The organism is Streptomyces sp. NPDC001222 (assembly GCF_042896945.1).
Taxonomy (GTDB): Bacteria; Actinomycetota; Actinomycetes; order Streptomycetales; family Streptomycetaceae; genus Streptomyces; species Streptomyces gibsoniae.
Genome location: NZ_JBIAXT010000032.1, coordinates 78,700 through 104,587, shown reverse-complemented (window position 1 = coordinate 104,587; position 25,888 = coordinate 78,700). Strand labels below are relative to the sequence as shown.

Sequence of the window (25,888 nt, the reverse complement as noted above, 5' to 3'; positions counted from 1 at the left end):
TCCCCCGCCGCTACCTGCCCGAAGGCAGCATGGACAAGATCTATCCGGCTGAAGATCAACCCGGCACGGTTACACCACTACAGGGGACATGACCGAACTTCACGCTCAGAAAGTCCCGTTGGCCTCGTTGACATGTCGTGAGTACAGGCGTTTCACTCGACACTCGTGCATGGCAACGTTGTCAGGCCGTTGGAGTGACCCGGCACCGTTGCCTGTCGCTGGCGTTCCCCGATCTTCGGGACGTCGGCACCTCAGGTGCGAAGCACGAACCGCTGCGGAGGCAAACCGATGGTCAGACCTCGACGTTCAGCTGCGCCACGTAACCGAAAGAGACTTCGCCAACGTCTGGCCGCGGTCTCTGTCCTGGGCATCGCCGTACTGCCGCTCCCGGCGGTCGGCGGCGCCTATGCCGCGAGCGCCGCGACGCCGACCTTTGTGAAGGACCCCGCGTCCCTCGTCAACCCCCTCATCGGTACCTCCGGTGCGGTGGACACCTTCCCCGGCCCGGACATGCCGGCCGGCATGGTGCAGTGGGGTCCCGACACGACGCCTCACCGCCCCTCGGGCGGCGGCTACGAGTACAACGACAACAAGATCTCCGGCTTCAGCCTCACCCACGTCTCGGGGCCAGGCTGCCCCGTCGCGGGAGACCTGCCCATCCTGCCGGTGACCGGCGCGCTGTCCGGCAACCTGGGTAACACCGCTGTCGGCTTCAGCCACAGTGACGAGCAGGCCGGCATCGGCTCTTACAAGGTCAGCGACGCCAACGGGGTCAAGACCCAGCTGACCGACACCACCCGCGCGGGCCTCGGCACCTTCACCTTCCCCACCGGCAGTCAGGCGAACCTGCTGCTCAAGCTCAGCGGGGGTGCCACGCAGGTGGACGGAACCCGCGTCCAGGTGGTGAGCAAGAAGGAGGTCAGCGGCTCGATCGACAGCGGTCACTTCTGCGGCGCGGGCAACCGCTACACGCTGCACTTCGACATCAGGTTCGACCAGCCGTTCACCGCGAGCGGCACCTGGGTCGGCAGCACCATCAACCCGGGCGCTACGTCGTTGAAGGCGGGCAAGGTCCAGCAGACCCTTCCGACGCACCCGTCCAAGCCGCTCAAGGAGAAGCACTTCACCGTTCCCGCGGCGCCGTCCCCGACCGTGCACGGGAGTGGCGGCAAGAACTCCGGTACGCCGTCCCCGGCGCCGAGCGGTGGCGTCGCGCCCCAGGCCTCCGCCGCGGGCAGGACCGGCAGCACGAGCAAGGCCGTCCAGCCCCCCACGACGGGCGCGAACGGTATGTATCTGACGTTCGACACGTCCGCCAACCCGACGGTGAGCGCGAAGGTCGGTATCTCGTACACGAGTGACGCCAACGCGGCCGACAACCTCACCACCGAGATCAAGAACTGGAACTTCGACGCCGTCAAGCAGGCGAACCACGACGCCTGGAACGCGGTGCTGAACAAGATCCAGGTCGGCGGCGGTTCCGCGGACCAGCGGGTGCAGTTCTACACCGCGCTCTACCACGCGCTGCTGCACCCGAACGTCTTCTCGGACGACAACGGCCAGTACATGGGCATGGACAACCAGATCCACAAACTGGCCAAGGGACAGCAGGCCCAGTACGCCAACTACTCGGGCTGGGACACCTACCGCTCCCAGACCCAGCTGATGGCGATGGTCGAGCCCAAGGTCGCCGGCGACGTCGTCACCTCGATGCTCAACGGCTACGACCAGACGGGCCTGTTGCCCAAGTGGGCCTCCAACAACGGCGAGAGCTACGTGATGGTCGGTGACCCGGCCGCCGGCATCATCGCCGATGCCTACGCCTTCGGCGCCCGGAGCTTCGACACGGACAAGGCGCTCGCCGCGCTGCAGCACGAGGCCACCGTCCCGAACAACGACCGCCCCGGCGAGTCCGTACGGGACGCGAAGGGCTACCTGCCGCTGGACGAGAACGACTACGGCTGCTGCAACTTCTACGGCCCGGTCTCCACACAGCTGGAGTACGACTCCGCCGACTACGCCCTGGCCACCTTCGCGAAGTCGCTGGGCAAGACGGACGTCTACAAGAAGTTCGCCACGCGCGCCCAGGACTGGATGAACGTCTTCAACCCGCAGACCGGCTACATTCAGGGCAAGAACAAGGACGGCCAGTTCGCGGGCGGGTTCACCCCGGGCACCTCCAACGGCTTCGTGGAGGGCACGTCGGCCCAGTACACGCCGATGGTCCCCTTCAACCTCCAGCAGCTCATCCAGGCGCGCGGCGGTGCCAAGGCGTACTCGTCCTTCCTGGACAGTCTGCTCGACAACATCACGAACCCCGGCAACACCAACGCCGACCTGAGCAACGAGCCGAGCGTGGAGATCCCCTGGGAGTACAACTACACGGGCGAACCGTGGAAGACCCAGGCGGCCGTCCGTAAGGCCCAGCAGAACCTGTACTTCAACGCTCCGGTCGGCTCGTTCGGCAACGACGACCTCGGCGCGATGAGCTCCTGGTACGTCTGGTCGACGCTCGGCATGTACCCGGAGACCCCCGGCGCGGACACCCTGGTCCTCGGCAGCCCGGCGTTCCCGGTGGCCAAGGTGACCTTCGGCGACGGCAAGACGGTGCAGATCAACGCGCCGCAGGCCGCGCCCGACGCGCCGTACGTGCAGTCGCTCGACGTCAAGGGCAAGGAGTGGAAGACCTCCTGGCTGACGTACCAGCAGTTCAAGGGCGCGGGCACGGTCGACTTCACACTCGGCACCACTCCCGACAAGTCCTGGGCGTCCGACTCGTCGGCGGTGCCGCCGTCGGACACCATCGGCGGCGACCGGGTGCTGGCCGCGACCGGTCCCACCAGCGACGGCCTGGTGCTCCAGCCGAACGCCTCCGGTGACGGCACGCTCGACCTGACCAACCTCGGCAGCAAGGACGCCACGGTCGACTGGAAGGCGACGGCACCCTCCGGCGTCACCCTGGACACGACGTCCGGCTCGGTGAACGTGCCCGCATCCGGCAGCGCCGAGGCCAAGGTTCATGTGACGGCGGGCGCGAGCGAGGGGACGTTCCCGGTCACCTTCGCGCTGACCGACCACAGCACCGGCGCGGCACTGAGCGGGGCGACCCTCCGGGTGGCCGTGGCCAGGGCCGGTGCGCTGTGGCCCTACGCCACCAACGAGGGCATCTACCCTGACGGTACGAGCTACTCGGGCGGCTTCGACGGCGGCGGTTGGGCGTTCTCGCAGAACGCGCTGTCGGCGGCGGGCGTCACGAGCGGCTCCACCGTCACGGTCGACGGCATCTCCTACACCTGGCCGACGGTGGCCTCCGGCCGGCTGGACAACCTGGAGATGGCCGGTCAGACCATCCCGATGCCGACCGGCACGTCGGGCGCGTCGCTTGGCCTGCTGGGCACGGCGGCCAACGCGCCGACCGACGGCAGCGGGGTCTTGGGCACGATGACCGTCACCTACACCGACGGCACCACCACCAAGGCGACGGTCGGCTTCTCGGACTGGACGCTGAACGCCGGGTCCAGCAAGCCGCTCCCGAGCGAGACGACGGCCATCTCGACGGGCTACCGGAACACCGGCAGCGGAGGCCGGGACAACGTGAAGACCTACGTCTTCGCCACGAAGGTCTCCCTCGATGCGTCCAAGCAGGTGGCGTCGATCACGCTGCCGGTCACGGGCGCGACGGGCACGGACCACCTGTTCGCCTACGGCTTCGGGCACTGAGGCCGGCGGGCACTGACCACGACGGGCCGGTTCCCGGGCGCGAGCCCCGGGGCCGGCCCGCCGGGCGTGCGGGCCCGGCGCCCCGGCGACACCTGCACGTCCCGCCCGCCTGTAGCGTGCTGCGGACTGCCGCTCCTCCACTGCGGCCCGCGCCGGTGGTCGCTGCTCTGGCGTGGCGCGGTCCGTCCGGGCGTCACTTGTGGTCGCGCAGGAAGGCGGGGATCTCTTCGCGGGTGGGGTAGTTCGGCAGGGGCGCCGGCCCGCCTTGAAGGAACGCGGTGATGACGGCGGCGGCTCGGTCGTTGTTGTCGTCCAGGCCGTTCCACATGTGATGCCCGACTCCGGGCATGTACTGCGTGCGCTCGATGGCGGGGTCATCGGTAAGGACGGCGGTCTCCCATTGACGGATCTGGGAGGAACACTCAGCGATCATCAGCATGGCGGGCGTCTTTGACCGCCTCAGTTGCGGGGCGATGGAGGGCGCGTCCTTCACCGTCTGCTCGATGTGGAGGCTGGCGGCGGGGCTGAACGAGAAGTTCCGTTGCGTGTTTTCGGGCGGAATGCGGTGCGCGTCGCGTGCGCAGTAGGCGGAGGCGGTGTCGCTGCCGAGGTCGGCGGCGGTAAATGCGTTGTCTCCTTCGGCCTGTCCGATCAGTCCGGTCTCGGGGGTGAGGAGGCCGAGTCGCATGAGGCCGAATGCCACGGCATATCGGGGGACATGCGTCGATCGCGGTCCCGTCGTGCCCGGCGCGAGGCCGCGCGCGGACGGACGCCCCTGGTGCCCGGAGATTCTCGACGTCGGGCCGTCCATCGGTCCGGGCTCAGCGATGATCGCCCGGTGCAGCTGTCCGGCGACGGAGGGAGCGGCCAGGGCCCGAGTGAGCACAACTGCGCCCGACGAGAAGCCGAGGACGTCGGCCTTGCCCCGGTCCAGATGGCGGATGAAGGCGTCGAGATCACGGACCGATCTGGAGACCGTGTACTGGTCCATGGGGAGCAGGTCGCTGCGTCCGCCGCCTGCTTGTTCGTAGGCGTAGACATCGTAGCCCTGGCGTGCCAGGAGCTTCAGGAACCGATGGTCGAGCAGTGATATGCCGCGTACCGGTCCGCCGTTGAGGTACACGAGCGGGACCGGGTGCCGGGTGCCTTGGGCCGCGGGCGGGTAGTGGTACACCGCGACCCGGCTGCCGGTTGCCAGGTTCCAGTGCTGTGTGGCCACGAAGGGCAGGTCGGGCGGGGTGCGCCGGGTCGTGGGCACGGTCGGAATGCAGACCGACGCTGTCAGCGTCGCCGCGACAACCACCGGCAGAAACGGTACGAGTCGCGCGGCCCAGGTACGTCCCCGGCCCCGCCACAGTGCGGCGCAAGAGGCGACTCCCAGGGTCGTCAACCACGCGGCGAGTCCCGAGCCGGCCCCGTCCGTGAGGACGATCAACAGGAGAAAGACCACAGTCAGCGTCCCGACCGCGGCCAGCGCCGGCAGTAAGTATCTGGCGAAGCGAACAAAGGCCGCGGCGAACGTGGGCATGGTGGACCTCCGAGTTTCATAACGCTGTTCCAAAACGACGTTATCAGAGGAGGTAGGCTGCTCGTCATGGGTAGGCCGAGAACCAACGACGCGGCGGTCGGGGAACGGCTCGTGGTGTGCGCGACCGAGATGCTCGCCAGGGGCCCGCGAGAGTCGGTCACGGTCCGCGCCGTGGCGGCTGCCGCCGACGCGTCGACGACGGCGGTGTACTCCCTGTTCGGCGGCAAGGACGGACTGATCGGAGCGGTACGCGACAGAGCTGTCGACAGCCTGTTCCAGGACCTGTCCGCGGTGCCGACCTCCGAGGATCCCCTCACCGACATCTATGCCCTGGCCATCGCATACCGACGATGGGGATTCGGACACAGCCACCTGTACACAGTGCTGTTCGGAGGGGCGCAGTCCTTCGAGCCGTCAGACGCAGTCGGCACCCATGACCCGATCCGGCCGCTCATCGCGGCGATCGACCGGGCCGTGGCAGACTCCCTCCTCGCGGGCGAAGCGACGGCGATCGCTCTCTCGCTCTGGGTAACCCTGCACGGGCTGGTGACGCTCGAACTGGCTGGAGCCCTCGACGCCCCCACGGCCGAGGCCGCGTTCCGATCGGCGATTCATGCTGCCCTGCGCGGCTGGACCACTCCCGCAGTGTTCAGCAGACTTCGCGACGCCGAACTGGCTCACTGACAGGACCGGGGCCGGTATCCGCCCGAGGCACCGGGGCCAACGCCTGCTCGGCCATGGCCCGGACCGAGTGACGCTTCGACTCCCGGCACCGAGGGCAACACCGTCGCGCAGAGCATCCCCCGGGCCCTGGGCGTGAAGTAAGTACCCATCGGATCAGCCTTGGATGACTTTCCCGGACGGCCGCAACCAGCGGCCCAGCCCTCGAACTTCCGGCAGATGGTTCGGTTCGGCCGGCGGAACGACCACTGGCGAACTTCCAAGCGCTTGGCCGAGGTTGACCCTCCGTCTTCGTCGTCCGGTCAATCTCGGCCGCCAGACCTGCCGCTGACCGGTGTCGCTCGCGGGCCACGTTGTACGGTCGCACCGGGCCGCCCGGCCCGCCCGTGAGGGATTCCCTGCGATCGAGGAATTCTGATGCGAGTCGTCCAACTGATCACCGCGCCGGTCGCCGCCTTCCTGGCCGTGGCGGGCCTGGCCGCATCGGCCACGGCAGACACGCTGCAGAGCAGGAGCTCCCATTCGAGACACTTCCAGGTCCGCCGCGATCACCCGGACGTACGGGTGCCGATCGTCGTGTCGAGGTCGGGCGAGGCCGTCCTCGATCTGAACGCTGCGGCACCGGGAACCGACTGGGCTGTTGCGGGTGCCGAGTCGGCGGTCGTGTCCATCTCGGACGACGGCCACCACGCCGCCGACCTTGTCGCCTCCGGCGGACAGCCCCTTCACCGGCAGCTCGCGCTCGGTCACCTCACCGCGGGTGTGCACAAGCTGCGCCTGCACTTCTCCGACGAGAGCTCCCCGGCGGCCGCCACCTCCGCCCTGTCGGCCCCGACACCGGCGCCACCGCGCACGTCACGGGCATCGGCCGGGGCTTCCTCCTCGGTCAGGACTACCGTCCCCAGCAGTCGTTCCTGATCTGGAGCGGCGATGTGACCCTCGATGCGAACAACACCTCTGCGGTGATCTGGCGCCGCTGACGCCGTTCGTCAGGCGGGTGCCGACCAGGGCGGTCGGCACCCGTCCGGACCGTCACGCCTACGGACAGGCGTGAGGCCACGCCAGGGGGGAGGGGCCGGCCGCTGCGATGCGTCCCTTGGCCGGCCGACCGGCCCCTCTGTCCTGCGTACCTCGGGTCCCCGACGGACCTACGGGTAGCTGACCAGGTAGGCCACATTGCTGCTGGCGGTGACCTGGCTGCCGGTGTTGTCGATGATGTGGTTGATGGTGCCTGCGCCGCCCAGGACCGTGGTGACCATGCTGTGGAACTTCACCGTGGACGTGGTGGGCACCTCGATGGCATGGCCGAGGACCACGGATGGGTTGTCGCGGAGATAGGCGTAGACACCCACACCCCATGCCTCGTGGGAGGTGACCGAGTTGGCGACCTTGTACGAGGCGTAGCCGAGGTCGCCGCCGCTGGTGGTCCAGCTGGACTGGTCGGGCACGTCGTAGGGGGTCTCGCTCTGGTAGAAGTACGTGCGGCCGCCGTTGCCGTTCCAGGTGGTCTGATACTTCTGGTAGTGCTCGACCGCCAGGCCGTACATGGTGACGTTGTTGCCGTTGACGATCAGCCCGTTGACAGCCGGGTTGGTCGTCCAGCCGACGCCGTTGGTGTGATCAGCCCGCCACAGCCACAGGTCGTCTCCGACAACGTCGTTGCTGTTGATCACCAGTGTCTGGGTGGCCTTGCCGGCGACGTCGCCACCGATGCGGAAGAACACGTCGTGCAGCACGATCGGGTCGGCGCTGTGACCGGCGGTCGAGCCGGCCGGGCCAATCTGCATCAGGGTGTTGGAGTTGGTGGTGTTCGCGCTGATCAGCAGTCCGGCGATGTCGATGCCGTCGACGTCGGCGGTGGTGATCGCCGTGACACCGTTGTCCGGTACGAGGGTGGCCAGGCCCAGCCCGAGGACGACCGTGTCGGGACGGGTGATGTTCAGCGGGGCGGACAGGTGGTAGACACCCGGGGTGACGATCAGGTTCTGGCCCGCGGCGAGCGCGTTGTTGATCGTCGTGGCGGTGTCACCGGGCTTGACGATGTAGAACTGGCTGATCGGCAGCGAGGTGCCCGGAGCGGTGCCGTTGACCCAGTCCGGGCCCTGCACATTGGTGCGCACCGACGGGACGAACACCTGCCAGTTGCCCGAGCCGTCGACGTAGATGAACGGCTTCTCGCGCATCACCGGGCTCTGGGCGACGGTGGTGTATTGCGGATTGGGGAAGCTGGTCGCCGGGGCGCCGGTGTCGCCGACGAAGACCATGTTCCAGTTGTGCCCGGTCCAGCCGCCGTTCAGGGCGGTGTTCTGGGTGAGGAACTGCTGCTGGGTCCCGGAGTTGATCTGGCCGGAAATCCGGGAGTTGCCTATGTAGCCGCCGCTGGACCAGTTGGTGGTGGTGCCGTGGGTGTCGTCCCACAGCTTCATGTTGCCGTGCACGTCCATCCGCCGGAACGGGTCGGCCTGCGAGACGGCCCACATGGTGCTGCCGGAGCTGGGGCTCACGGACATGTTCTCGACGTCGCGCCAGAAGTTCTGGGTGGCGTTGCCGTCGCTGGTGTGACCCTCGACGTGCACGCCGCCGCCGGTGATCGACACCTGGTCGGGTGACAGGCCCAGCCCGGAGACCTGGGTGTAGTAGCCGACCGGGATGTCGACGTTGTACGTGCCGGGGGTGAACAGCAGGGCGTTGCGCTGGGTGCCGAACTCGTTGGTCTGCTGGGTGCTGTAGACCGAGTTGATCTTCGACTGGATGGTGGACGTGGGCATCGACGGATCGAAGACCGTCACGTTGGGCCCGAAGTCCGGGGTGTTGGGCGGCGGGGTGATGCCACCGGTGAGCGTGAAGGACTGGGCGCTGGTGCCGTTGCAGGTGTACTGCTGCAGCTGGACGCTGTCGGCGGTGGACGCGGACGGCACATCGAGGCACTTGCCACTGTTGCGGTTGACGAAGTGGTACCCGCCGGAGGCCTCGGCGACCGGCAGCCACTGCTGGTTGGCACCGCCGCCGTAGAGCCACAGCTGGGTCAGTGCGCCGTCGGCGGTGGAGACGTCGGTTTCGTCCCAGACCTGGTTCGGTGCGGAGGCCGCGCCGATCCGGTAGTAGCCGCTGTCGGTCGCGGTGAACTGCCAGGACTGGGCGCCGGTGCCGTTGCAGGTGTACTGCTGCACGGCGGTGCCGTTGCCGGTGGCCGCGGCACGTGCGTCCACGCACTTGCCGCTGCCCGCGTTGACGACGGTGGTGGGAGTGGTGGGGATGGTTGCGGCGCTGGCTGCCGGGGCGGACACCAGCGCGATGCCGGCGGCGGCCGGCAATAGGAGGGCGGTCGTGAGGGCTGCTGTGCGTCTGTGATGACGGCGGGCTCGGACGAGCACGGCGAGAACGTGGGTCACGCGTGTCTCCTCGGTCGCGTTGTGGGGCGCGATGCGGATGGGACGGTAGGCGCCACCTGCCGGATCGTCAATACACATCAAAAGATAAGTCGTGAACTATGCCGTCGGAGAGGGGCGGAGAGGGGCGGTTGGCCCCAACGGGCCAGTGGTGCGGTCGAGTTGCGGGCGGGCTGACTGCTTCGCCTCTCACAGAGGGATTGACCTACTTCGGGTAGGCCTGCTGAGCACTGTCGGGGGGCACGTCCCAACCGGTAGACGGTGCGCTTCTCGGTGGACGGTGCCTCGGGGCCCCCTCGTTCGTCGAGACGGTTGCCTTTCTACGTCTCGTAGTAGTTTGGTGGGCTCGAAGACAGCCCCTGCTGTTGAGGAGAAGAGGAGGCGCCGGGTGGCAGGCGGAAGGGACGGCCGGGGAGAGGCCCGGCGGCGGGCGCGGGGCGAACTGGAAGGGGAAGTTCTGGCTGCCTTGTGGGCGGCCGGCGCGCCGGTGACCGCGGCGGTGGTCCAGGAACAGGTGGCCGGTGCCGCCTACACGACGGTCCTGACGATCCTGACGCGGCTGTGCGACAAGGGGCTGGTGACCCGGCAGCGGTATGGACGCAGCCATGTGTACGCTCCCGTGGACGACCAGGCTGGGCTCGCGGCGGCGGGGATGCACTCGCTGCTGGACGAGGGCGGGGATCGTGCGGCGGTACTGGCCCGGTTCGTTTCGGATCTTTCGGCGGAGGACGAGCAGCTGTTGGAACAGTTGTTGCACGGCAACTCTCCCGACCGGGGGTGACATGTGTTCTGGCCGGGGCCCCGATGTATCTGCCGCTGCCGGTGAGCGCGGTGCCGGCGCTGGTCGCGCCGTGGGTGGGGCGACGGATGCGGCCGCACGTCACCGGCCGACCGCCGACGCTCTTCCGGCCGCCGTACGGAGTGATGACCACCGCCGCCCATCTGGCCTGCCGCCGCCCCGACTTGACCCCTGCGCTGTGGACCTGCTGGGGCGAGGACTGGCGCAAGCGGGCCACGCCCCGATCCGTCGAGGACACCGTCCTGAGGGACCTGCGCGGCGGCGGCACCATCCTGCTGCACGACTCCGACTGCACCTCCGCCACCCGCTTCTGGCGCACCACTCTGCGGGCACTGCCCCGTATCCTCGACACGTGCCAGGCTCGCGGTTGGCAGGTCGGCCCCCTGCCCCAGATGCCGACCTGACGGGACCGGGGGCCATCTGAGCCGACACGGCCCAGAACCAGACTGATCGATTCTTCCGGCCACGCGAAGAACAGGTCCGGGACGTCGAGCTCCAGCGTGTCTCCGTCGTCGCGATCGTGCTCCCCGCTCGCAGCGGGGCGGGCAGGGCGGGAGCACCGCAGGCGCCCGCCAGGACATGCGTGATCCGGTCCCGCGCGAAGGAGTCTTCGGTGTCGACGTGCAAGTCAAGCCGGCGCCCAAGATCCGGCCGTAGGAACGCGGCCGCCGGTGTCCGCAGTCGGTCGACTCGGGGTCGAGTCGCAGGTGCGCTCCGGGCCCGCCGCTCGGTGGTGTCGGCAGGCCGCGCGTCCAACTCGCCCGACGCCCGCCGTAGCGCCGAACGCTCCGCCGCCCCGTCTCTCTCAGCCGCCGCCGTCATGCCGTTCACCCTCCGACCGCGGGGTGTCAGCGGCCCTGGACGAGCGTTCTGGAGAGCGTGAAGTCCCGTTCGGCGAGGAGATGGGGTTTGACGCGGTCGCCACATGTGCCCGCGAGCTCGGCCCCGCGTTGGTAGCCGGAATGCCGCGCGACCTCGCCGATGCCGCGCTCGACGGGCTGGCCGGGTGACGGTCGGCGCCTTGCCGGCCGGGCTGCAGGGAAGCGGACACCCAGGGAGCCGGCGAAGGTGGCGGGCAGGACGGCGCGCATGCCCTTGCGGATAGCCGCGATCAGCGCAGGACGACGTCGAAGACCATGCGGAAGAAGGCGTCGAAGGGTGCGGAGGACTTGTCGGCCCGGGCCGCGATCAGCGTGCCCTCCCAGGCGCTGAGGATGAACAGCGCGGTCGTCTCCACGTCGAGAGCGGCGTCGAGTTCACCTGCATCCTTGGCTTCGGCGAGCACTTCCTGGATGTACGAGGTCCACCGCTGGAAGCCGTCCTGGACGGCGGAGCGGATCTCCTCGGAGTGGTCCGCCACCTCTGCGGCGAGGTTGCCCACCAGGCATCCGCGGGCGAAGCCGTTGTCGACCGTGTCCTCGCTCAGGAATTCGAAGTGCGCCCGGAGCCGGTCCAGCGCAGGGCGGCCGGGGGTGTCGAGCATGTCGAACCGTAGCCCGGCGCCGTAGCGGTTCAGCGCCTCGAGGGCGCTCGCCTCCTTGCTGGCGAAGTGGTTGTAGAACGAGCCCTTGGGAGCCCCGGCCGCTGAGGTGATATCGCTGATGCCTGTGGCGTTGAAGCCCCGCGTGCGGAACTGCTCCAGAGCTGCCTGGGCGATCTCCTCGCGCTTGGATGCGCGTGCCATTTCTCACCACCTCCGGGGTCAATGTGTCCGGTCGTCTCGACTCGTGTCAAACCCCAGGCCGGTGACAGAGGCTGTCCGGTTCGGCTCCTGGGAGCGACGACGCGCTGTAGGCGGTCCGGCCCGCGGACCTGCTTGACTCCATTCAAGACGACTGGTCATATTGAATTAGTCCCGTCCAGCGCCCTGCCTCGTGCGGCAGGGCAGCACCGAGGAGCGTCATGTCCACGTACCGAGCCTTCGAAGCCACCGGCGTCCACAACCTCCGGCTGGTCGAGCGCGACCTGGTCGACCCGGCGCCCGGACACGTCCGGGTCAGGGTGGAGGCCTGTGGCGTCTGCCACTCCGACGTGCTGGCCGTGGAGGGCCTGCGCACCGACCCGTCGTCCCCCGTCGTTCCCGGCCACGAGATCGTCGGCTTGATCGATGCCGTGGGTGCGGGTGTCACCGCCTGGCGGCCCGGCGACCGCGTCGGCATCGGCTTCCTGAACGGGCACTGCGGAGAGTGCGAACGGTGCCGCCGGGGCGACTTCGTCAACTGCCTCCACCAGGAACAGACCGGAACGACCGTCGACGGCGGATACGCTGAGGTGGCGTACGCACGCGCGAGCGGACTGGTACGTGTCCCCGACGACATGCCGGCCGCCGACGCGGCCCCACTGCTGTGCGCCGGGCTGACCACCTTCACCGCGCTCCAGCAGGCCCCCATCCGCGCGGGCGCCCTGGTCGCCGTGCAGGGGATCGGCGGGCTGGGTCACCTGGCCCTGCAGTACGCACGCGGCCTCGGATACCGTGTCGCCGCCATAGCCCGCGGTCGGGAGAAGGAGAAGCTCGCCAGGGAACTGGGCGCCCACGAGTACATCGACAGCGCAGTCACCGACCCCGGGACGGCGCTGGCCGACCTGGGTGGTGCCGCGGCCATCGTCGCCACTGCGTCCAGCGGTACGTCCATGAACCCACTGGTCCGCGGGCTGGCACCGGGCGGCAGCCTGGTCGTGGTCGGCGCCGCCCCCGACCCGTTGACGGTCGCCACGCCCGACCTGATCTTCGGCACCCGCCGTATCGTCGGCAGCCTGACCGGGTCATCGATCGAGAACGAGGACAACCTCGCCTTCAGCCTCGCCCACGGGATCCGTCCCTCGATCGAGACCATGCCCTTCGCCCAGGCCATGGACGGCTACGAGCGGATGCTCTCGGGCAACGCCCGTTTCCGCGTGGTCCTCGACATCGCCGGCTGACCACGCGGCGGTAGGCGGCCCCGGCACACCGCACTGCTTTCCGCGGTACGGCCGCGCCGGGGAGGCGGGGAACATCCGTGGGGTTCGGGTGGTTGAGGAGGGCGTGGCAGTGAAGGGGACAGTGTCCCCGGGCCTCACCTATTGCCCATGGGGACGATCGTTCGGCTGAAGCCTCATGGAGCCCTTCGCCGAGAGGCGACCGCCCTTCACTGCCACAGCTCGCTGATCAGCCCCGGCCGGTGTCACCCTCCGGCCGGGGCTGAGCCCATTGCGGCGAGTAGCCTTCGCTTTTCGTCACGGTCGGCAGGGGCGCGCGGGCGCCGATGCGGGCGCTGGTGCCGATGGCGAGTCGGTGATCTACGCGTGGCGCACCGGGGCGGCGCCGCCCCGGTATGCGACTGCGTCGTAGCGGCGTCGTATCGGCTGTCAGGAGTCGACTCCGGCCGCCGTGGCGATCAGTCGGCGTCGGACAGCCTGTGCCACCAGTGACCACAGCCGTCGGAGCAGAAGAGCTCGCGACGGCGTTCGTCGGCGATCGCAAGGGCCGCAATCAGAAGCCGGAACGCCTTGCGGCGCTCGTCGGGAGGGGTGAGGCCGGCGATCTTGCCCAGTTGCTGGTCGATCCGGCCCCGAGTGATCAGCACTGCGGGGGTGTGTGTCGGGCGCAGACCGGCTCTGCGAACGCTCTCGGGTCCGTCGTCGGCGGTGACGCGAGCCTGGACGCAGTGGTGCGACAGGTGTCGCAGCGTCTCCGACTGTGCCTCCGGGCTGAGTGCGTCGAACCACGCGATGCCCTGCGCCATGGGGCGCAGCCCTTGGGCGAGTTGGTTGAGTATGACATCACGCTCGGTCATGACACTGCTCTCCCGTGGACGGGGCTTTCGCCGTGGTTCATGCAGGGCCGCATGCGGCCCGTCGTCGCGGCAATCATCCGCCGGCCGGAGGCCGACGCGTTCCTCATTCCATGTCCGCCACGACGGAGCCCACCCGGTCCCCGAGTGACGGATCCCGGTGGACGAGCAGCGTCGCGTAGCCGAGGGCGAGGAGCACTGTGGCGGCGGCCGCGTAGGGGAACCAGCTGTAGGGGGCGGGCTGGCCGGGCTTGGACAGGTAGTACAGCGGGACCACGATGGCCACGGCACCGAGGGCGGGCAGTACGAGGTGCCTGACCACGCGGAACTCCTGCGGCCGGTATCGGCGGTAGTACAGCGGCAGCGCGACGTTCGAGGCCAGGTACACGAGGAGGATCAGGATGGCCCCCATCGTCGACGCCTCGGCGAAGAACGCCACCGGGTTCATCGAACCGCTGTGATGGCCGAGGATATGGCCCAGCCCCCAGCCGCCGATGATCAGCAGGGCGGTGGCGGTGAAGGCGAGGATGGCGTTGGTGGGCGTGCGGCGGATCGGGTGGACGTAGCCGAAGAAGGACGGCAGCAGTCCGTCGCGTCCGGCGTTGAACACCAGCCGGGCCTGTGAGTTGGTGCCGGCGATCAGCGCGCCGAGGGTGGAGGTGAGCCCGCCGAGGTAGGCGAGGAAGGCGAGCACGCCGAGGGTGTTCTGGGCCACGCTGATGAAGGGGATCTGGGCGCCGCCGAGTTTGTGCACGTCGTAGCCGAAGCCGGTCACCGTGGCGTAGGAGAAGAGGACATAGCTCACCGACATGATCGCCACGGAGGAGAAGACAGCGCGGCTGACGTTGCGCCGGGGGTTCTCGGTCTCTTCGGCGAGCGCGGCTGAGTTCTCCCAGCCGACGAAGAGGTAGACCGCCAGCGGGAACCCCCCGGCCAGCCCTTTGAGCCCGTTGTTGAGATGGCTGGGGAGGAACGGGGCGGCGGACAGGTGCCCCGCGTGGCTGATGATCGCCGCGATCGAGACCACCACCAGGACCACCATCTCGACCGCGAAGAAGAAGCCTGCCAGCTTGGTGGAGACCACCACGCCTCGCAGCATCAGCACCACCGAGACGGCGGTGAGCAGCAGCGTCCAGATGATCCACGGTACGTTCAGGCCGGTGTACCGGTGCAGGGTGATCTCCAGGAAGCCGCCGGAGATCGCGATGACCGAGGCCATGCCGATGATGTAGCCGACGCCGACGAGCAGTGCCGTGGTCACCGCGCTGACCGGCCCGAAAGTCTTGCCCACGAAGGTGATGAAACCGCCCGCCGAGGGGTGTGCCCGGGAGAACTGGGCGAGCGTGTTTCCCAGCAGGGCCACCGCGACACCGGCGGCGATGACGGTGAGCGGGGAGGCCACGCCCGAGGTGGTGGTGAGGAACGCGAAGCCGAAGTAGAAGCTCATGGCCGGGCCGATGTTGGCCATGGTGGCGGCGGCGATGTCAGCCATCCCCAGGACACCGCCACGCAGCCGCTGGGGCTCACCCGGGGCGGGGTGCGAGGTGACAGGCGGTCCGGCTCCCGGGGTTCCGGGCTCTGGCATGGCTTCTCCTTCTGCGGCCGTGCGGTTCCTTGCGTGACCTGGGTTTCGCTCGGTCACGCCGGCTGGACGCGTTGGTGCGCCTTGACCGCCCGCACGGCCAGGTCCGTGGCGCCACGGGTGAGTTCGTCGAGCAACTCGGCGTGGCAGCGGTTCCGTTCCCGGAGGACGGCGGGTTCGGGTGCGGGCAGCAGCAGGCACAACCGGCCGAGCAGGTCGGCCGCGAGCTCGCGCATCCCCGGACCGCCGAGCACCTCGGCCAGCTCCAGGTGGAACCGGGTCTCCAGCTCAAGCAGTCGAGCCGGATCGTCGACCATGTCGAGTTCGGTGACGAGCGCTCGCAGCCCCGCCAGCCGTCCGGCCTCGACCTCGCCGCAGCCGTGCGCCACCAGGCCGCACTCCACCAGCAGGTGGAACGAGTCCAGCGAGGCTGCCGCCTCCGCGTCCTGCATCACCGCGACGACGGTCTCCCATGCCGAGGCGACGAAGGTCCCGCCGGCCCGCCCGCGGCGCCGGTCGAGCAGGCCGTCCTGGCACATGCCCTCCAGGGCGCGGCGCACCGTGATCTCGCTGATCCCGAGCTCGTCGGCGAGGACCCCGGTGTCCGGCAGCCGGTCGCCGGGGAGCACCGATGCCAGCCGCACCTGGAGCGCGATCCGGGAGCGGACGAGCTCGGCCCCGGTCTGGCCGCCGCCGCCCAGCAGAGCGCGCGCACCCGCCACCCCGGCGGCCGGCGCCGCAGGGAGGCGTCCTCCAGGGCCGAAGGGGACGAACTTGCCTGCCGGGTTCACCACGCAGTCACTCTAACCATCCGTTGCTCGAGGCAGCGGACCGGAGGCGGGACGCGCGGGGCGCCGGGCCGCCTCCGGTCCGTCGGCGGCTCAGGCGACGGCCTCGCTCTGCGGGGCCGGTTGGGCCGATTCGCCCTCGCCGGATTCGCTGAAGGACATCTCGGGCGGGGCGACCCGGAAGCCGCGGGTCAGGTAGGCGAGGTAGATGATGCCCAGGCCGAGCCAGATCAGCCCGAGCGTCAGCGCCGCGCCGTCCAGGTTGGTCAGGAGCCAGGCGTCGATCACCGTGCCGACCGCCGGCACCGCGAGGTAGGAGACCGGGTGCGGGCGCTCCCCGGCGCGCCTCCTGCGCAGGTAGGAGGCGATCACGCTGAGGTTGACGAAGGTGAACGCGGTGAACGCGCCGAAGTTGATGAAGGAGGTCGAGGTCGCCACGTCGAGCTTCAGGGCGATGAGCCCGACCGCGCCGGTGAGCAGGATGTTGCCGGCCGGGGTGCGGAACCGCTCGTTGAGCCGACCGAAGACGCTGCGCGGCAGCACCGAGTCGCGGCCCATGGCGTACAGCAGCCGCGAGGTGCTTGCCTGGGCGGCCAGGCCGGAGGCGAACTGGGCGACCACCAGACCGGCCAGGAAGAAGGAGGAGAACAGGTTGCCGCCGATGGTCTTGGCGATCTCGAAGGCGGCGGAGTTGGGGTCGGCGAAGGAGCTGCCGGGGTGGACCAGTTGGGTGGTGTAGGCGACCAGGACGAAGATGCCGCCGCCGATGAACGCGGTGAGCATGATGGCGCGCGGAATGGTCCGCTGCGGCTCCAGGGTCTCCTCGGTGAGCGTGGTCACCGCGTCGAAGCCGAGGAAGGAGTACGCGGCGATCGCGGCGCCGGCCGAGACGCCGGACCAGGTGGTGGAATGGTTGGCGAAGGGCGCGACACTGAACGCGGCCCCGGCCCCGCCCAGATGCATCACGTGGGCGACGGAGAGCGCCACGAAGAAGCCGATCACCAGAACCTGAAAGGCCATCAGCAGGTCGGTGGCGCGCTCGGCCGCCTTGATGCCGACGACGTTGAGCGCGGTGGTGATCGCGATGAAGCCGACGATCCAGACCCAGAACGGCACGGCCGGGAACTCGGCCTGCAGGTAGGCGCCGCCGATGAGCCAGATGACCATCGGCAGGAAGAAGTAGTCGAGGAGGGTGGCCCAACCGACCAGGAAGCCGACGCGGGAGTCGATCTCACGGCGTACGTAGGTGTACGCGGAGCCGGCGACGGGGTGTGCCTTGGCCATCCGGCCGTAGCTGTGCGCGGTGAACAGCATCGCGGCCAGGGCCAGTAGATAGGCGCTGGGTACGGATCCGTCGGTGGCGCCGGCGATCACGCCGTAGGTGCCGAGCACGATGAGCGGTGCCATGTAGGCCAGGCCGAACAGGACGACCGACCGGAGCTTGAGTGCGCGACTGAGGGTCGCGGGTGAAGCGTTGTTCACGGGGACTCGCTAAGGGGTGCGGGGACGAGGGCGGGTCAGGCGCGGGGAGCGGACGCGGGCCGCCAGCGGCGGGGGTCGATCCGGCCTGCGTACAGCGGTAGTTCGATGGGGGCGTCGGCGTCGGTGAACTGCTCCCACATGCGGTTGAGGCCGGCCGTGCCGAGAGTGCGGGTCCGGGTGACCTGGTCCAGGTCGAGTACCTCGGTGAGGACGACGGGCTCGGCGTCGGGGGCCTCGGCGGTGACCCGGCCCTCGGGGTCCACGATCAGGCTGCGGCCGGTGCCGACGGGTGCGGCGGCGTTCACACTGACCACGTGAAGCTGGTTGACGATGGCGTGCGCCCGGGCGAGGACCAGCTCCTGCTCACGGTCGGCGGTGGTTGTCTCCACCTGATTGACGATCACTTCGGCGCCCAGCCAGGCCAGTTGCCGGGCCACCTCGGGGAACCAGCTGTCGTAACAGATGGCGAAGCCGATCCGGCCGGCCTCGGGGAGGTCGAAGACCACGAAGCGGTCGCCCGGGTCGTACGGCTCGTAGGGCCGCCAAGGAAAGATCTTGCGGTAGGAGGCGACCAGTCGTCCTTCGGGGGAGAACGCCAGTGCCGTGTTGAACAGGGCGCCGTCGGATCCGCGTTCGCAGACGGTGCCGGGGAAGATCCAGACGCCGAGGTCTCCGGCGAGTTCGGCGAGCTGCCGGGTGCGGGGCCCGTCAAGTGGCTCGGCGGCGGCCTGGAGCAGTTCGTGGCGCTCCTCGGTCGTACCGTCGACGCCGCACAGGTGCATCTCGGGGTGGATCACCAGCCGTGTCTCGGGGTGCGCCGCCAGCAGCTCGGTCACCTCGGAGGCGAAGCCGTCGAGCGCGGTGGCGGCTGGTCGGGGGGCGACCTGGGCAGTCGCGATGGGCAGGAGCCGAGGCATGGCGAGACCTCCAAACAATTCGAAGCAGCCAAGATGCGACATGCGCGGCAGGCTGGAACGAGCCGTTCCGGCATGGGTGGAAAATTAGAGCATGGTGAACACTTAAACAAGACCCCGTTGCGCGGACCCCGGGCGCGCCGACGGCGCGGACGCCCTCAGGGGGCCGGGGCGTCCGCGTTCGCTTCGGTGTCGGTGATTGTCTTGGGGCTGGGGTTCAGTGCCCCCGGGTGGAGGGCTGCCCCGGGTTGAGCGGAGGCGACCGCGTCCGTGCGGGTGCGTCGCGTCGGCCGGGCGCCGGCGAAGGCCCGCAGGCTGCGGCCGACCGGGGCGGGGGTCGATCAGCGCCCGGTGGCCACCTGCGGGCATGGCGTCACCAGACCGGCACGGAGGCGTTCGAGAGACCGCCTGGCGGTACTGAACGCCCGGAAGGCGCCGTGCCGCGATCGTGACGGTGATCCCTGGAGGCAGTCACAACCCGATGTCATGACAAATCGCCTGAATTCGAACAATTCGCGTGATGTTGGATGAATCAAACTATGCCGGACGCTTGTGCCCCGGGAGATCCGCGCGGCGGGGGACCGGCCTGCAACGCCGCGGCCTCGTCAACGGCGGTCCGCTCGACCCGTACAAGGCCCGCGTGCGGCTCCGCCTCCTGCTTGCCCTCGGTGCCGACCGGACAGCCGTGGCCGATGCATTTGCCCCGCACGGGTGAGGAGGCGGCCCCGGGGTGATCGAGCTGTGGGCGTCAGCCGGTCGCGGTGGACTTCTGGCCTGACGGGGTGACGGCGTACCACTCCTCGTCCTTTCCCTGGCCGTTCGCCTGCCCGGCCTCTGTGTCGCCCACGTACCGGTACAGCGGCCAGCCGGCGAGGGTGAGTTGTTTCATGCCCCTTCGGTGGACCGTGCCCAGCAGGCTCTTCTCGACCCCCGAGGTCTGTACCGAGTCCTGCACGATGACAGGTATCCACGTCCTTGTGCACGCACCGGCGCACGTCCACTTGGAGGGAGTCGGCTGGTCCTTGTCGTAGCGGTAGAGGGTCATCCCCTTGTCGTCGGTGACCACGCTGCCCACGCCCGTCATCGCCTTGGCCATCACCAGGGTGGTCGTGCCGATGTGCCCGCGGCCGGAGTTGCCGCTGACGGTCGGTGCCGGGGTGGCCGGTGCGGAGGGCGCGGGATTCGACGCGGCCGGGGCGACGGGGGCAGCGCCTCCGGGGCTGGTGCTGTTCGGGGAACCGCACGCCCCCAGCAGGAATACGGAGGCGAGCCCTACGACCAGGCTGGGGACGGTGCGTCGCGGGATCAAGAAGTTGCCCTTCGTCGGGAGTCGGATCCACCTGCTCCCTTAGTACGTCGGGTGACTTCCGCCCTCTCAGCCGCTGATGTCACATGACCGAGTCTTGACCATCGCCGTGCGGGCGCTGATCGCGGCCGGTGTTCGACGGTCGCCGCGAGAAAATAGTAGCCATGTACATAGTAGCCATGTAATGTATGCGAGGTGAGTTCAGCAACTGAGGGCGCCACGGCGGGTTTCCTGGTCTGGCGCTTGTCGATGAAGTGGCGGGTGGCCGTCGACCGGGCGGTCGCGCCGCTGGGTCTGACCCATGCCCAGTACTCGTTGATGGCGTCGTTGTACGGCATGGGGCGCTCCGGGCTGCAGCCCAGCCAGCGGCGGCTCGCCGATCAGACAGGGCTCGAGGCGTTGTACGTTTCCAAGCTCGTCCGTGCCCTGGAGACGGCCGGACTCGTCGACCGCACCCGGGACCCGAGCGACCCGCGCGCCATGCAGTTGTCGCTCACCGAGCAGGGGCGCGACGTCACGGCCCGCGCGATCACGGTGGTCCAGGGGCTGCTGGACCAGTTGCTGAAGCCGCTCGGCGGACAGGACAGCCCGCGGGCAAGGGAGTTCACCCGCGAGCTGGCGACCCTGCTCGACGCACCTCTTGATCCGTACACCGAGAACGAGAAGGAGCAGTCATGACCACCACCGCACCCCCGGTCAACGGCCGGGTCATAGCCTTGGCGCACTATTCCGCGCGTGCCCTCCTGGAGGGCGTGCTGGACCGCCACGGTGCCACGTTCCACCAGAGTGTGACGCTCCGGGCCGTCGTGGTCGCGGGCGGGTCCGTCGGCCGGCACCAACTCGTCAGCGACGTCACCGGCTCGCTGAAGACCGACGAGTCGGTCGTGCGCGGCGTGATCGAGGAGCTGACGGTCGCGAAGCTGCTGGAGGAGGATCCGGCGGAGGCGTCCCGGCTGCGGCTCACGGACGCCGGACGGGAGCTGTACGAGAGCACCACCGCCGAGACCGCCGAGATCTCCTCCCGGTTGTACGCCGGTATTCCGGCCGAGGATCTCGCCGTCGCGGGCCGAGTGCTGGCACTGATCACCGAGCGCGCGAACGCCGAGTTGGCCGACGCCTGAGGGCTCAACGGGGCAGCCGCGAAGGCCGGACTGAATCGCTCGATCGCTGATGCCGGATGGGGGTGTTCCTCGCGATCCTGGCCGCCAAGGCGGAAGGTGCCGGACGGGAGGTGTTGGCGGTGGACCCCGCCAACACCTCCCGGCGGTGCCCCGCATGCGGGCACACAGCCAAGGAGAACCGGCCCACACAGAAGAGGTTCCACTGTCAGGCGTTGCGACCACCAGGCGCACGCGGACACGGTGGGCGCCCTGCAAGTTCTACGGGCCTGGCTGGTCCGTCGCGACGCCGACCCGGTATGGCGAGAAGCCCCCTCGTCTATGAGGGGGAGGAGTCACTTTCTCAGCGTCGAGTCAAGTGAAGTCGACACCGAACCCTTCGGACTCGACGAGACGGCTGGGATCAGATCTGCGACCCGTTCGAGTTGGTCGCGCTGGGAGCGCAGGTCCAGGGCGCCGAGGCGGGCGACGAGGTGCCGCACGCCGGCAGCGGCGTACTGGCGTAGGCGCTCCAGCACCTGGTCGGCTGGGCCGGTGACCACGGCCTGGATTCTCTCCAGCTCCTCCAGCGGCATGCCGTAGGTGGCCCGCGCGTAGGCGTCCATGGTCCGACGGCCGCTGTCGATGCCGTCGTCGATCCGTACCGAGACGAACAGCGCGGGGGTGATGTCCTCGGCCGTGCGTCCGGCGTCGGCCGCCGCTCTGCGGACATCGCGGAGACCGAACGTGTAGTCGGCGGGGTCAGGCGGGTAGGGCAGCCATCCGTCGTACAACTGGCCGGTGCGGACCAGCGCGGCGGGGGTCGCGCCGCCGAGCCAGATCGGCGGGCCGCCGGCTCGGGACGGCCTGGTCGTGGGCGGGATCTCGGCGAACCGGAGGATCTCGCCGTGGAAGGAGGCCGCGCCGTCCCACAGGGCCCGCCACAGCGCGACCGTCTCGTCCAGGCGGGCGAAGCGCCGTTCCCAGGGCACCTCGGACAGCGAGTACAGGGGCCGTCCGAAGCGGCCGGGGAAGCCGGCGCCGACGGCCACGGTGAGCCGGCCGCCGGACAGCAGGTCGACGGACGCGAGTGACTGCGCGGCCTGGATCGGCCGGCGCAGGAACGGCATCAGTGCCGCCGTACCGAGCGTCACGGTCTCGGTCGCCGGGGCGAGCGCGGCCAGCATGGTGAGCGCCTCGATACGCGGGCTGATCAGGGAGTCGTTGACGAAGAGCGAGGAGAGGCCCGCGCGTTCGGCCTGGCGGCCGAAGGCGACCAGTTCGCGGGGGTCGTCGGCCGGGCCCCACTGGGCGGTTCCGGTCGGAAGCAGTGCGCCGATGTCCATGTCGGCGATGTTCACGACCGGCTGGGCTGCCGACAATTCCCTGCGGGGAATGGCCCCGAACCCCCGTCGCCGTTACAACAGGCCTGTGGACTTCCCTGGTGCGCTCCGCGAACGTCGTATCCGCAGTCATCTCAGCCAGCTCGACCTGGCGCTGCGGGCCGGCACCACGCAGCGCCATCTCAGTTTCATCGAATCCGGCAGGTCCGTCCCCGGCCGGAACATGGTCCTGCGGCTGGCCGAGTCACTGGAACTGCCGCTGCGGGAGCGCAACGACCTGCTGCTGGCCGCCGGGTACGCGCCCGCCTACCCCGAGAGCTCACTCGACGACCCGGTGCTGGCCCCTGCTCGCACGGCGATCGACCACATCCTCCGCGGGCATCTGCCGTATCCGGCGCTGGTGGTGGACGGTGGCGGTGACCTGATCGCCGCGAACACCGCATTCGGCCTGATCACCGAGGGTGCGGCCGCCGAGCTGGTGGGACCGGGCAGGAACGTCTACCGCCTTGCGCTGCATCCCGACGGCCTGGCTCCCCGCATCCGCAACCTCGGCGAATGGGCGCGCCACATCCTGGCTCGCCTCGGCCACCTGGAGGAGCTGCACGCGGAGCTCAGCGGGTACCTCCCCGAGCTGGAGCCGTCCGCCGGGCAGCTCGGCTTCGCGGTCCCGCTCCACCTGGAGTCGTCCTACGGCGAGCTGCGCCTGATGACGACCGTGACGACCTTCGCCACCGCCGTCGACGTGACACTCGCCGAGCTGAAGCTGGAGGCGTTCCTGCCGGCCGACCCGGCGACGGCCGCGGCTCTGTCCGCGGCCGCCGGGAGCTCGTAGCGGCGGTGGCGAGTCTTGCACGCGTGACAGCGCGGGCGGCGTCCGTATCGACGGGCCATGGCACAAAAAATGGGGTCGTGATCGCCGTCGTGCGCCCGGAGTCTCGCAAATTCCTTGGGCCCGATGCTGGTTCGCCGGCACCCCGAGAAGGTCGTGGCGGTGGAGAGGAAATGATGTCCGAGCGTGCGCTGATCACCGGAGTGACCGGGCAGGACGGGTCCTACCTGGCAGAACATCTGATCTCCCAGCTGTACGACTACGCCACCACCTGGTGACGAGCGCACAGCGCCTGCGTCCGAGGCAGCGCGGCCACCCGTCTTCCCGAGGGAGGTCTCGCCGCCGGACGCGTCAGACCCGCATCGCCTGCGGCGCCCGGCGTCGGGACCGAATATCAGGTTCCAGGCCCTGTGCGAGATGCCTGGCCCCGGGGATGATCGCCTCAGACCCGGACGACGATCTTGCCCGTGTGCCGGTTGGACTCCATCAGGCGGTGGGCGTCCCGGATGCGGTCCAGGCCGTCGAAGACCTCGCCGACGACCGGGCGGAGGGTGCCGTCGGCGAGCCCGGAGTTGATGTAGTGGGCGGCGCGGCGGCGGCCACCCTCGGTGCCGGTGACGGCGAAGTTGGCGTACCCATGGATCGTGAGCGGCCAGCGCCTGGGCAGCAAGATGGGCTGCTCGTCCAGCCGGCCGTAGCTGACCAGCGTCCCGTCCTGCACCACCGCCTCGCCCAGGGCGGCGAATCCCGAGCCGCCGATCGCGTCAAGAACGATGTCCACGCCGCGCCCAGCGGTCAGCCGCCTCGTCTCCTCGACCACGTCGTCCTCCCCGCTGACGACGACGTGCTCCGCGCCCAGGTCGAGCAGCCGCTGACGCTTGGCGCCGGTGCTGGTGGTGACGATCGGGACGGCGCCGGCCCGGCGGGCGACCTGGATCGCCGCCGTACCGACCCGCTGGCGGCGCCCGTGACGCGCCGGCCTTCGAGGCGGTCATGGCCGGAGTCCGGATCCCGATGTGTCAGAGTCAGACCGCGCCGACGCCGCGCAGGAAGGCGTCTGCGACGAGGTCGGCCGCCTGTGGGGGATCCACCGCGGGGAACCGGTGGGCGATGCTGTCGACGAGTGCGTCGAGGACCGCACGCGCCCAGGCCGGATCGGTGTCGGCGCGCAGGTAGCCCTCGTCGCAGGCGCGCTGGACGAAGGCGCTCAGGCGTGCGCTCTGTGCTTCGCGACGCGCGTTGGCTTCGGGGTCCTTCTGCATCATGCGGCGGGTGTCGAGAGGCCACTCCCGGCTGACGGGGATGATCCCCTCCAGGTATCGGTGGAGGGCGACCGGCACGGGTGCCTCGGTGAGCCGTGCCTCGTCGAGAACGCGCTCGGCCGAGTCCAGCTTGGCCTGGAACACGGCGCGCAGCAGTGTCTCCCGGTTCGCGAAGCGGCGATGGACGGTGGTGCGGTCGACACCCGCTGCCGCGGCGATGGCTGCCATCGATGCGCTCGGGTCCTCCGCCAGGAGGCGGGCCCCGGTCCGGAGGACGGAGGTCAGGTTGCGTGCGGCATCGGCTCTCATGATCCGGCGATCCTAACGCGCAGTGGTGGTTACCGCACCATTGTCCCATGGTGAGATGCACCTCATTCATTTACTGCAACATAGATGTTGCAGTTTCTGCGATAACACTTACATTGGAGTTGCGTCCTGGAGGGCGGCAAGACACGACAAGACGGATGAGGAGTGCGCCATGACGCGGACTTGGCTGATCACCGGTGGTTCCCAGGGGCTGGGCAGGGCCCTGGTTCTCGAGGCTCTGGCGGCCGGTGATCGAGTCGTTGTGACCTCGCGCAGACCGGAGGCCCTGGCCGATCTGCAAGCGGAGTATCCGGAGCGGGTCGAGACCGTGGCGCTGGACGTCACGTCCCCGTCCGAGGCCCGGGGCGTGGTCGCGGCCGCCGTGGAGCGATTCGGCACCATCGACGTCGTCGTGAACAACGCCGGTTATGCCACCAGCGGCTCGATCGAGGACTTCCCGGAGGACGACTTCCGGGCGCAGGTGGAGGCCAACCTGTTCGGTGTGATCAACGTGACCCGGGCTGCCCTGCCCGTGCTGCGCGGCCGGCGGTCCGGACACATCGTCCAGATCTCGTCCATCGGCGGCCGGGTCGGCGGCACGCCCGGGCTCAGCGCCTACCAGACGGCGAAGTTCGGAGTCGAAGGCTTCTCCGAGGTGCTGGCGAACGAGGTGGCCCCGTTCGGTGTCAAGGTGACCATCGTGGAGCCGGGCGGCATCCGCACCGGCTGGGCGGCCGGCGCCGCGGCGGCCTCCGGTCCCGTCACCCCCGACTATGAGCAGACGGTCGGCGCATGGCTGGAGCGGTTCGCGGCGTACAGCGGCAACGAGCCCGGCGACCCCGCTCGAATGGCCCGCGCCGTCATCACCGCCGTGGACGCGCCCGAGCCGCCGCGTCGGCTGCTGCTCGGCAGCGACGCTCTGGGAATCGCGGTCGACGCGGAGCGGTCCCGCCTCGCCGAGGCCGACGCATGGGCCGAGGTCAGCCGCTCCACCGACCACGAGACCGTCTGAGGCATTCCGACCCCGGGGTGGGCATCGGCAGCCGCCGAATCCGTGCCCGCCGTACCGCGCCGTAACCGGGTCTCCTCCGC

Annotated in this window: 22 protein-coding genes and 3 pseudogenes; 12 read left to right on the top strand and 13 right to left on the bottom strand. The window is 69.5% G+C overall.

Going from position 1 to position 25,888, the window contains the following annotated elements:
• Positions 1-435 precede the first annotated feature (435 nt).
• Complete coding sequence (locus tag ACFY2Z_RS32740) at positions 436-3,720, top strand: lectin (RefSeq protein ID WP_390747685.1); 3,285 nt, start codon at positions 436-438, stop codon at positions 3,718-3,720.
• A gap of 193 nt (positions 3,721-3,913) precedes the next feature.
• On the opposite strand, the gene ACFY2Z_RS32735 is transcribed toward ACFY2Z_RS32740, so the two are convergent.
• Positions 3,914-5,248, bottom strand: a complete 1,335-nt coding sequence (locus tag ACFY2Z_RS32735) for an alpha/beta hydrolase family protein (RefSeq protein ID WP_390747684.1) — start codon at positions 5,246-5,248, stop codon at positions 3,914-3,916.
• A 66-nt stretch (positions 5,249-5,314) separates the two neighbouring features.
• Between ACFY2Z_RS32735 and ACFY2Z_RS32730 the strand changes: the two genes are divergently transcribed.
• The gene (locus ACFY2Z_RS32730; protein WP_390747683.1) at positions 5,315-5,932 is read left to right on the top strand and encodes a TetR-like C-terminal domain-containing protein; all 618 of its coding nucleotides are present in this window, start codon (positions 5,315-5,317) and stop codon (positions 5,930-5,932) included.
• Positions 5,933-6,346: 414 nt separating this feature from the next.
• The gene (locus ACFY2Z_RS32725; protein ID WP_390747682.1) at positions 6,347-6,847 is read left to right on the top strand and encodes a hypothetical protein; all 501 of its coding nucleotides are present in this window, start codon (positions 6,347-6,349) and stop codon (positions 6,845-6,847) included.
• A 230-nt stretch (positions 6,848-7,077) separates the two neighbouring features.
• Here ACFY2Z_RS32725 and ACFY2Z_RS32720 read toward each other — a convergent pair whose 3' ends face one another.
• Positions 7,078-9,321 (bottom strand): RICIN domain-containing protein, encoded by a 2,244-nt coding sequence (locus ACFY2Z_RS32720; protein ID WP_390747681.1) that lies wholly within the window; start codon positions 9,319-9,321, stop codon positions 7,078-7,080.
• A gap of 385 nt (positions 9,322-9,706) precedes the next feature.
• On the opposite strand from ACFY2Z_RS32720, the gene ACFY2Z_RS32715 reads away from it, so the two are divergent.
• Positions 9,707-10,099 (top strand): BlaI/MecI/CopY family transcriptional regulator, encoded by a 393-nt coding sequence (locus tag ACFY2Z_RS32715; protein WP_390747680.1) that lies wholly within the window; start codon positions 9,707-9,709, stop codon positions 10,097-10,099.
• The gene (locus ACFY2Z_RS32710; RefSeq protein WP_390747679.1) at positions 10,096-10,521 is read left to right on the top strand and encodes a hypothetical protein; all 426 of its coding nucleotides are present in this window, start codon (positions 10,096-10,098) and stop codon (positions 10,519-10,521) included. Before ACFY2Z_RS32715 ends, ACFY2Z_RS32710 begins: the two co-directional genes overlap by 4 nt.
• Positions 10,522-10,965: 444 nt before the next feature.
• Here the strand turns inward: ACFY2Z_RS32710 and ACFY2Z_RS32705 are convergent, their stop codons facing one another.
• Both ACFY2Z_RS32705 and ACFY2Z_RS32700 read right to left on the bottom strand, forming a co-directional pair.
• Positions 10,966-11,208 (bottom strand): hypothetical protein, encoded by a 243-nt coding sequence (locus tag ACFY2Z_RS32705; RefSeq protein ID WP_390747678.1) that lies wholly within the window; start codon positions 11,206-11,208, stop codon positions 10,966-10,968.
• A 20-nt stretch (positions 11,209-11,228) separates the two neighbouring features.
• A complete protein-coding gene (locus ACFY2Z_RS32700) occupies positions 11,229-11,801 on the bottom strand; it encodes a TetR family transcriptional regulator C-terminal domain-containing protein (RefSeq protein ID WP_390747677.1) in 573 nt (190 codons plus the stop codon).
• 218 nt (positions 11,802-12,019) lie between these two features.
• Between ACFY2Z_RS32700 and ACFY2Z_RS32695 the strand changes: the two genes are divergently transcribed.
• Entirely contained in the window at positions 12,020-13,036 is a 1,017-nt protein-coding gene (locus ACFY2Z_RS32695) for an alcohol dehydrogenase catalytic domain-containing protein (RefSeq protein ID WP_390747676.1), read from the top strand.
• A gap of 455 nt (positions 13,037-13,491) precedes the next feature.
• Here ACFY2Z_RS32695 and ACFY2Z_RS32690 read toward each other — a convergent pair whose 3' ends face one another.
• The 6 genes from ACFY2Z_RS32690 to ACFY2Z_RS32665 all read right to left on the bottom strand — a co-directional run bounded on the left by ACFY2Z_RS32690 (position 13,492) and on the right by ACFY2Z_RS32665 (position 19,962).
• Entirely contained in the window at positions 13,492-13,890 is a 399-nt protein-coding gene (locus ACFY2Z_RS32690; RefSeq protein WP_390747675.1) for a DUF5958 family protein, read from the bottom strand.
• Between the two features lie 103 nt (positions 13,891-13,993).
• Positions 13,994-15,472 carry an APC family permease gene (locus ACFY2Z_RS32685; protein WP_390747674.1) on the bottom strand — a complete coding sequence of 493 codons (1,479 nt, stop codon included), beginning with the start codon at positions 15,470-15,472 and terminating at the stop codon, positions 13,994-13,996.
• 53 nt (positions 15,473-15,525) lie between these two features.
• Positions 15,526-16,263 (bottom strand): FadR/GntR family transcriptional regulator, encoded by a 738-nt coding sequence (locus tag ACFY2Z_RS32680; RefSeq protein WP_390747673.1) that lies wholly within the window; start codon positions 16,261-16,263, stop codon positions 15,526-15,528.
• Positions 16,264-16,350: 87 nt separating this feature from the next.
• A complete protein-coding gene (locus tag ACFY2Z_RS32675; protein ID WP_390747672.1) occupies positions 16,351-17,739 on the bottom strand; it encodes an APC family permease in 1,389 nt (462 codons plus the stop codon).
• A 35-nt stretch (positions 17,740-17,774) separates the two neighbouring features.
• Positions 17,775-18,656 (bottom strand): carbon-nitrogen hydrolase family protein, encoded by an 882-nt coding sequence (locus ACFY2Z_RS32670; protein ID WP_390747671.1) that lies wholly within the window; start codon positions 18,654-18,656, stop codon positions 17,775-17,777.
• A gap of 745 nt (positions 18,657-19,401) precedes the next feature.
• Positions 19,402-19,962 carry a hypothetical protein gene (locus ACFY2Z_RS32665; protein WP_390747670.1) on the bottom strand — a complete coding sequence of 187 codons (561 nt, stop codon included), beginning with the start codon at positions 19,960-19,962 and terminating at the stop codon, positions 19,402-19,404.
• Positions 19,963-20,154: 192 nt separating this feature from the next.
• Here ACFY2Z_RS32665 and ACFY2Z_RS32660 point away from each other — a divergent pair, with 192 nt between their 5' ends.
• The 3 genes and pseudogenes from ACFY2Z_RS32660 to ACFY2Z_RS32650 form a co-directional block, all read left to right on the top strand.
• Positions 20,155-20,637: a MarR family winged helix-turn-helix transcriptional regulator gene (locus ACFY2Z_RS32660; protein WP_390747669.1), complete on the top strand. Its 483-nt coding sequence runs from the start codon at positions 20,155-20,157 to the stop codon at positions 20,635-20,637.
• On the top strand, positions 20,634-21,080 hold the full coding sequence (locus ACFY2Z_RS32655; RefSeq protein ID WP_390747668.1) for a MarR family transcriptional regulator: 447 nt from the start codon (positions 20,634-20,636) through the stop codon (positions 21,078-21,080). The genes ACFY2Z_RS32660 and ACFY2Z_RS32655 overlap by 4 nt, the downstream gene beginning before the upstream one ends.
• 6 nt (positions 21,081-21,086) lie before the next feature.
• Positions 21,087-21,365: pseudogene (locus ACFY2Z_RS32650) on the top strand (zinc ribbon domain-containing protein); the annotation flags it as partial.
• Between the two features lie 47 nt (positions 21,366-21,412).
• Here the strand turns inward: ACFY2Z_RS32650 and ACFY2Z_RS32645 are convergent.
• Positions 21,413-22,402 (bottom strand): LLM class flavin-dependent oxidoreductase, encoded by a 990-nt coding sequence (locus ACFY2Z_RS32645; protein ID WP_390747667.1) that lies wholly within the window; start codon positions 22,400-22,402, stop codon positions 21,413-21,415.
• Between the two features lie 85 nt (positions 22,403-22,487).
• Between ACFY2Z_RS32645 and ACFY2Z_RS32640 the strand changes: the two genes are divergently transcribed.
• Entirely contained in the window at positions 22,488-23,231 is a 744-nt protein-coding gene (locus ACFY2Z_RS32640; RefSeq protein WP_390747666.1) for a helix-turn-helix domain-containing protein, read from the top strand.
• A gap of 173 nt (positions 23,232-23,404) precedes the next feature.
• Positions 23,405-23,485: pseudogene (locus tag ACFY2Z_RS32635) on the top strand (GDP-mannose 4,6-dehydratase); the annotation flags it as partial.
• Positions 23,486-23,670: 185 nt separating this feature from the next.
• Here the strand turns inward: ACFY2Z_RS32635 and ACFY2Z_RS32630 are convergent.
• Positions 23,671-24,168 (bottom strand): annotated as a pseudogene (locus tag ACFY2Z_RS32630) (zinc-binding dehydrogenase); the annotation flags it as partial.
• 85 nt (positions 24,169-24,253) lie between these two features.
• A complete protein-coding gene (locus tag ACFY2Z_RS32625; RefSeq protein WP_390747665.1) occupies positions 24,254-24,799 on the bottom strand; it encodes a TetR/AcrR family transcriptional regulator in 546 nt (181 codons plus the stop codon).
• A gap of 169 nt (positions 24,800-24,968) precedes the next feature.
• Here ACFY2Z_RS32625 and ACFY2Z_RS32620 point away from each other — a divergent pair, with 169 nt between their 5' ends.
• The gene (locus ACFY2Z_RS32620) at positions 24,969-25,808 is read left to right on the top strand and encodes an oxidoreductase (RefSeq protein WP_390747664.1); all 840 of its coding nucleotides are present in this window, start codon (positions 24,969-24,971) and stop codon (positions 25,806-25,808) included.
• Positions 25,809-25,888 lie beyond the last annotated feature (80 nt).

Coding starts and splice junctions, on each gene's coding strand:
- ACFY2Z_RS32645 (WP_390747667.1), bottom strand. CDS start 22,402: ATGGACATCGGCGCACTGCTTCCGACCGGAACCGCCCAGTGGGGCCCG.
- ACFY2Z_RS32725 (WP_390747682.1), top strand. CDS start 6,347: ATGCGAGTCGTCCAACTGATCACCGCGCCGGTCGCCGCCTTCCTGGCC.
- ACFY2Z_RS32620 (WP_390747664.1), top strand. CDS start 24,969: ATGACGCGGACTTGGCTGATCACCGGTGGTTCCCAGGGGCTGGGCAGG.
- ACFY2Z_RS32730 (WP_390747683.1), top strand. CDS start 5,315: ATGGGTAGGCCGAGAACCAACGACGCGGCGGTCGGGGAACGGCTCGTG.
- ACFY2Z_RS32735 (WP_390747684.1), bottom strand. CDS start 5,248: ATGCCCACGTTCGCCGCGGCCTTTGTTCGCTTCGCCAGATACTTACTG.
- ACFY2Z_RS32695 (WP_390747676.1), top strand. CDS start 12,020: ATGTCCACGTACCGAGCCTTCGAAGCCACCGGCGTCCACAACCTCCGG.
- ACFY2Z_RS32700 (WP_390747677.1), bottom strand. CDS start 11,801: ATGGCACGCGCATCCAAGCGCGAGGAGATCGCCCAGGCAGCTCTGGAG.
- ACFY2Z_RS32690 (WP_390747675.1), bottom strand. CDS start 13,890: ATGACCGAGCGTGATGTCATACTCAACCAACTCGCCCAAGGGCTGCGC.
- ACFY2Z_RS32685 (WP_390747674.1), bottom strand. CDS start 15,472: ATGCCAGAGCCCGGAACCCCGGGAGCCGGACCGCCTGTCACCTCGCAC.
- ACFY2Z_RS32625 (WP_390747665.1), bottom strand. CDS start 24,799: ATGAGAGCCGATGCCGCACGCAACCTGACCTCCGTCCTCCGGACCGGG.
- ACFY2Z_RS32705 (WP_390747678.1), bottom strand. CDS start 11,208: ATGCGCGCCGTCCTGCCCGCCACCTTCGCCGGCTCCCTGGGTGTCCGC.
- ACFY2Z_RS32655 (WP_390747668.1), top strand. CDS start 20,634: ATGACCACCACCGCACCCCCGGTCAACGGCCGGGTCATAGCCTTGGCG.
- ACFY2Z_RS32670 (WP_390747671.1), bottom strand. CDS start 18,656: ATGCCTCGGCTCCTGCCCATCGCGACTGCCCAGGTCGCCCCCCGACCA.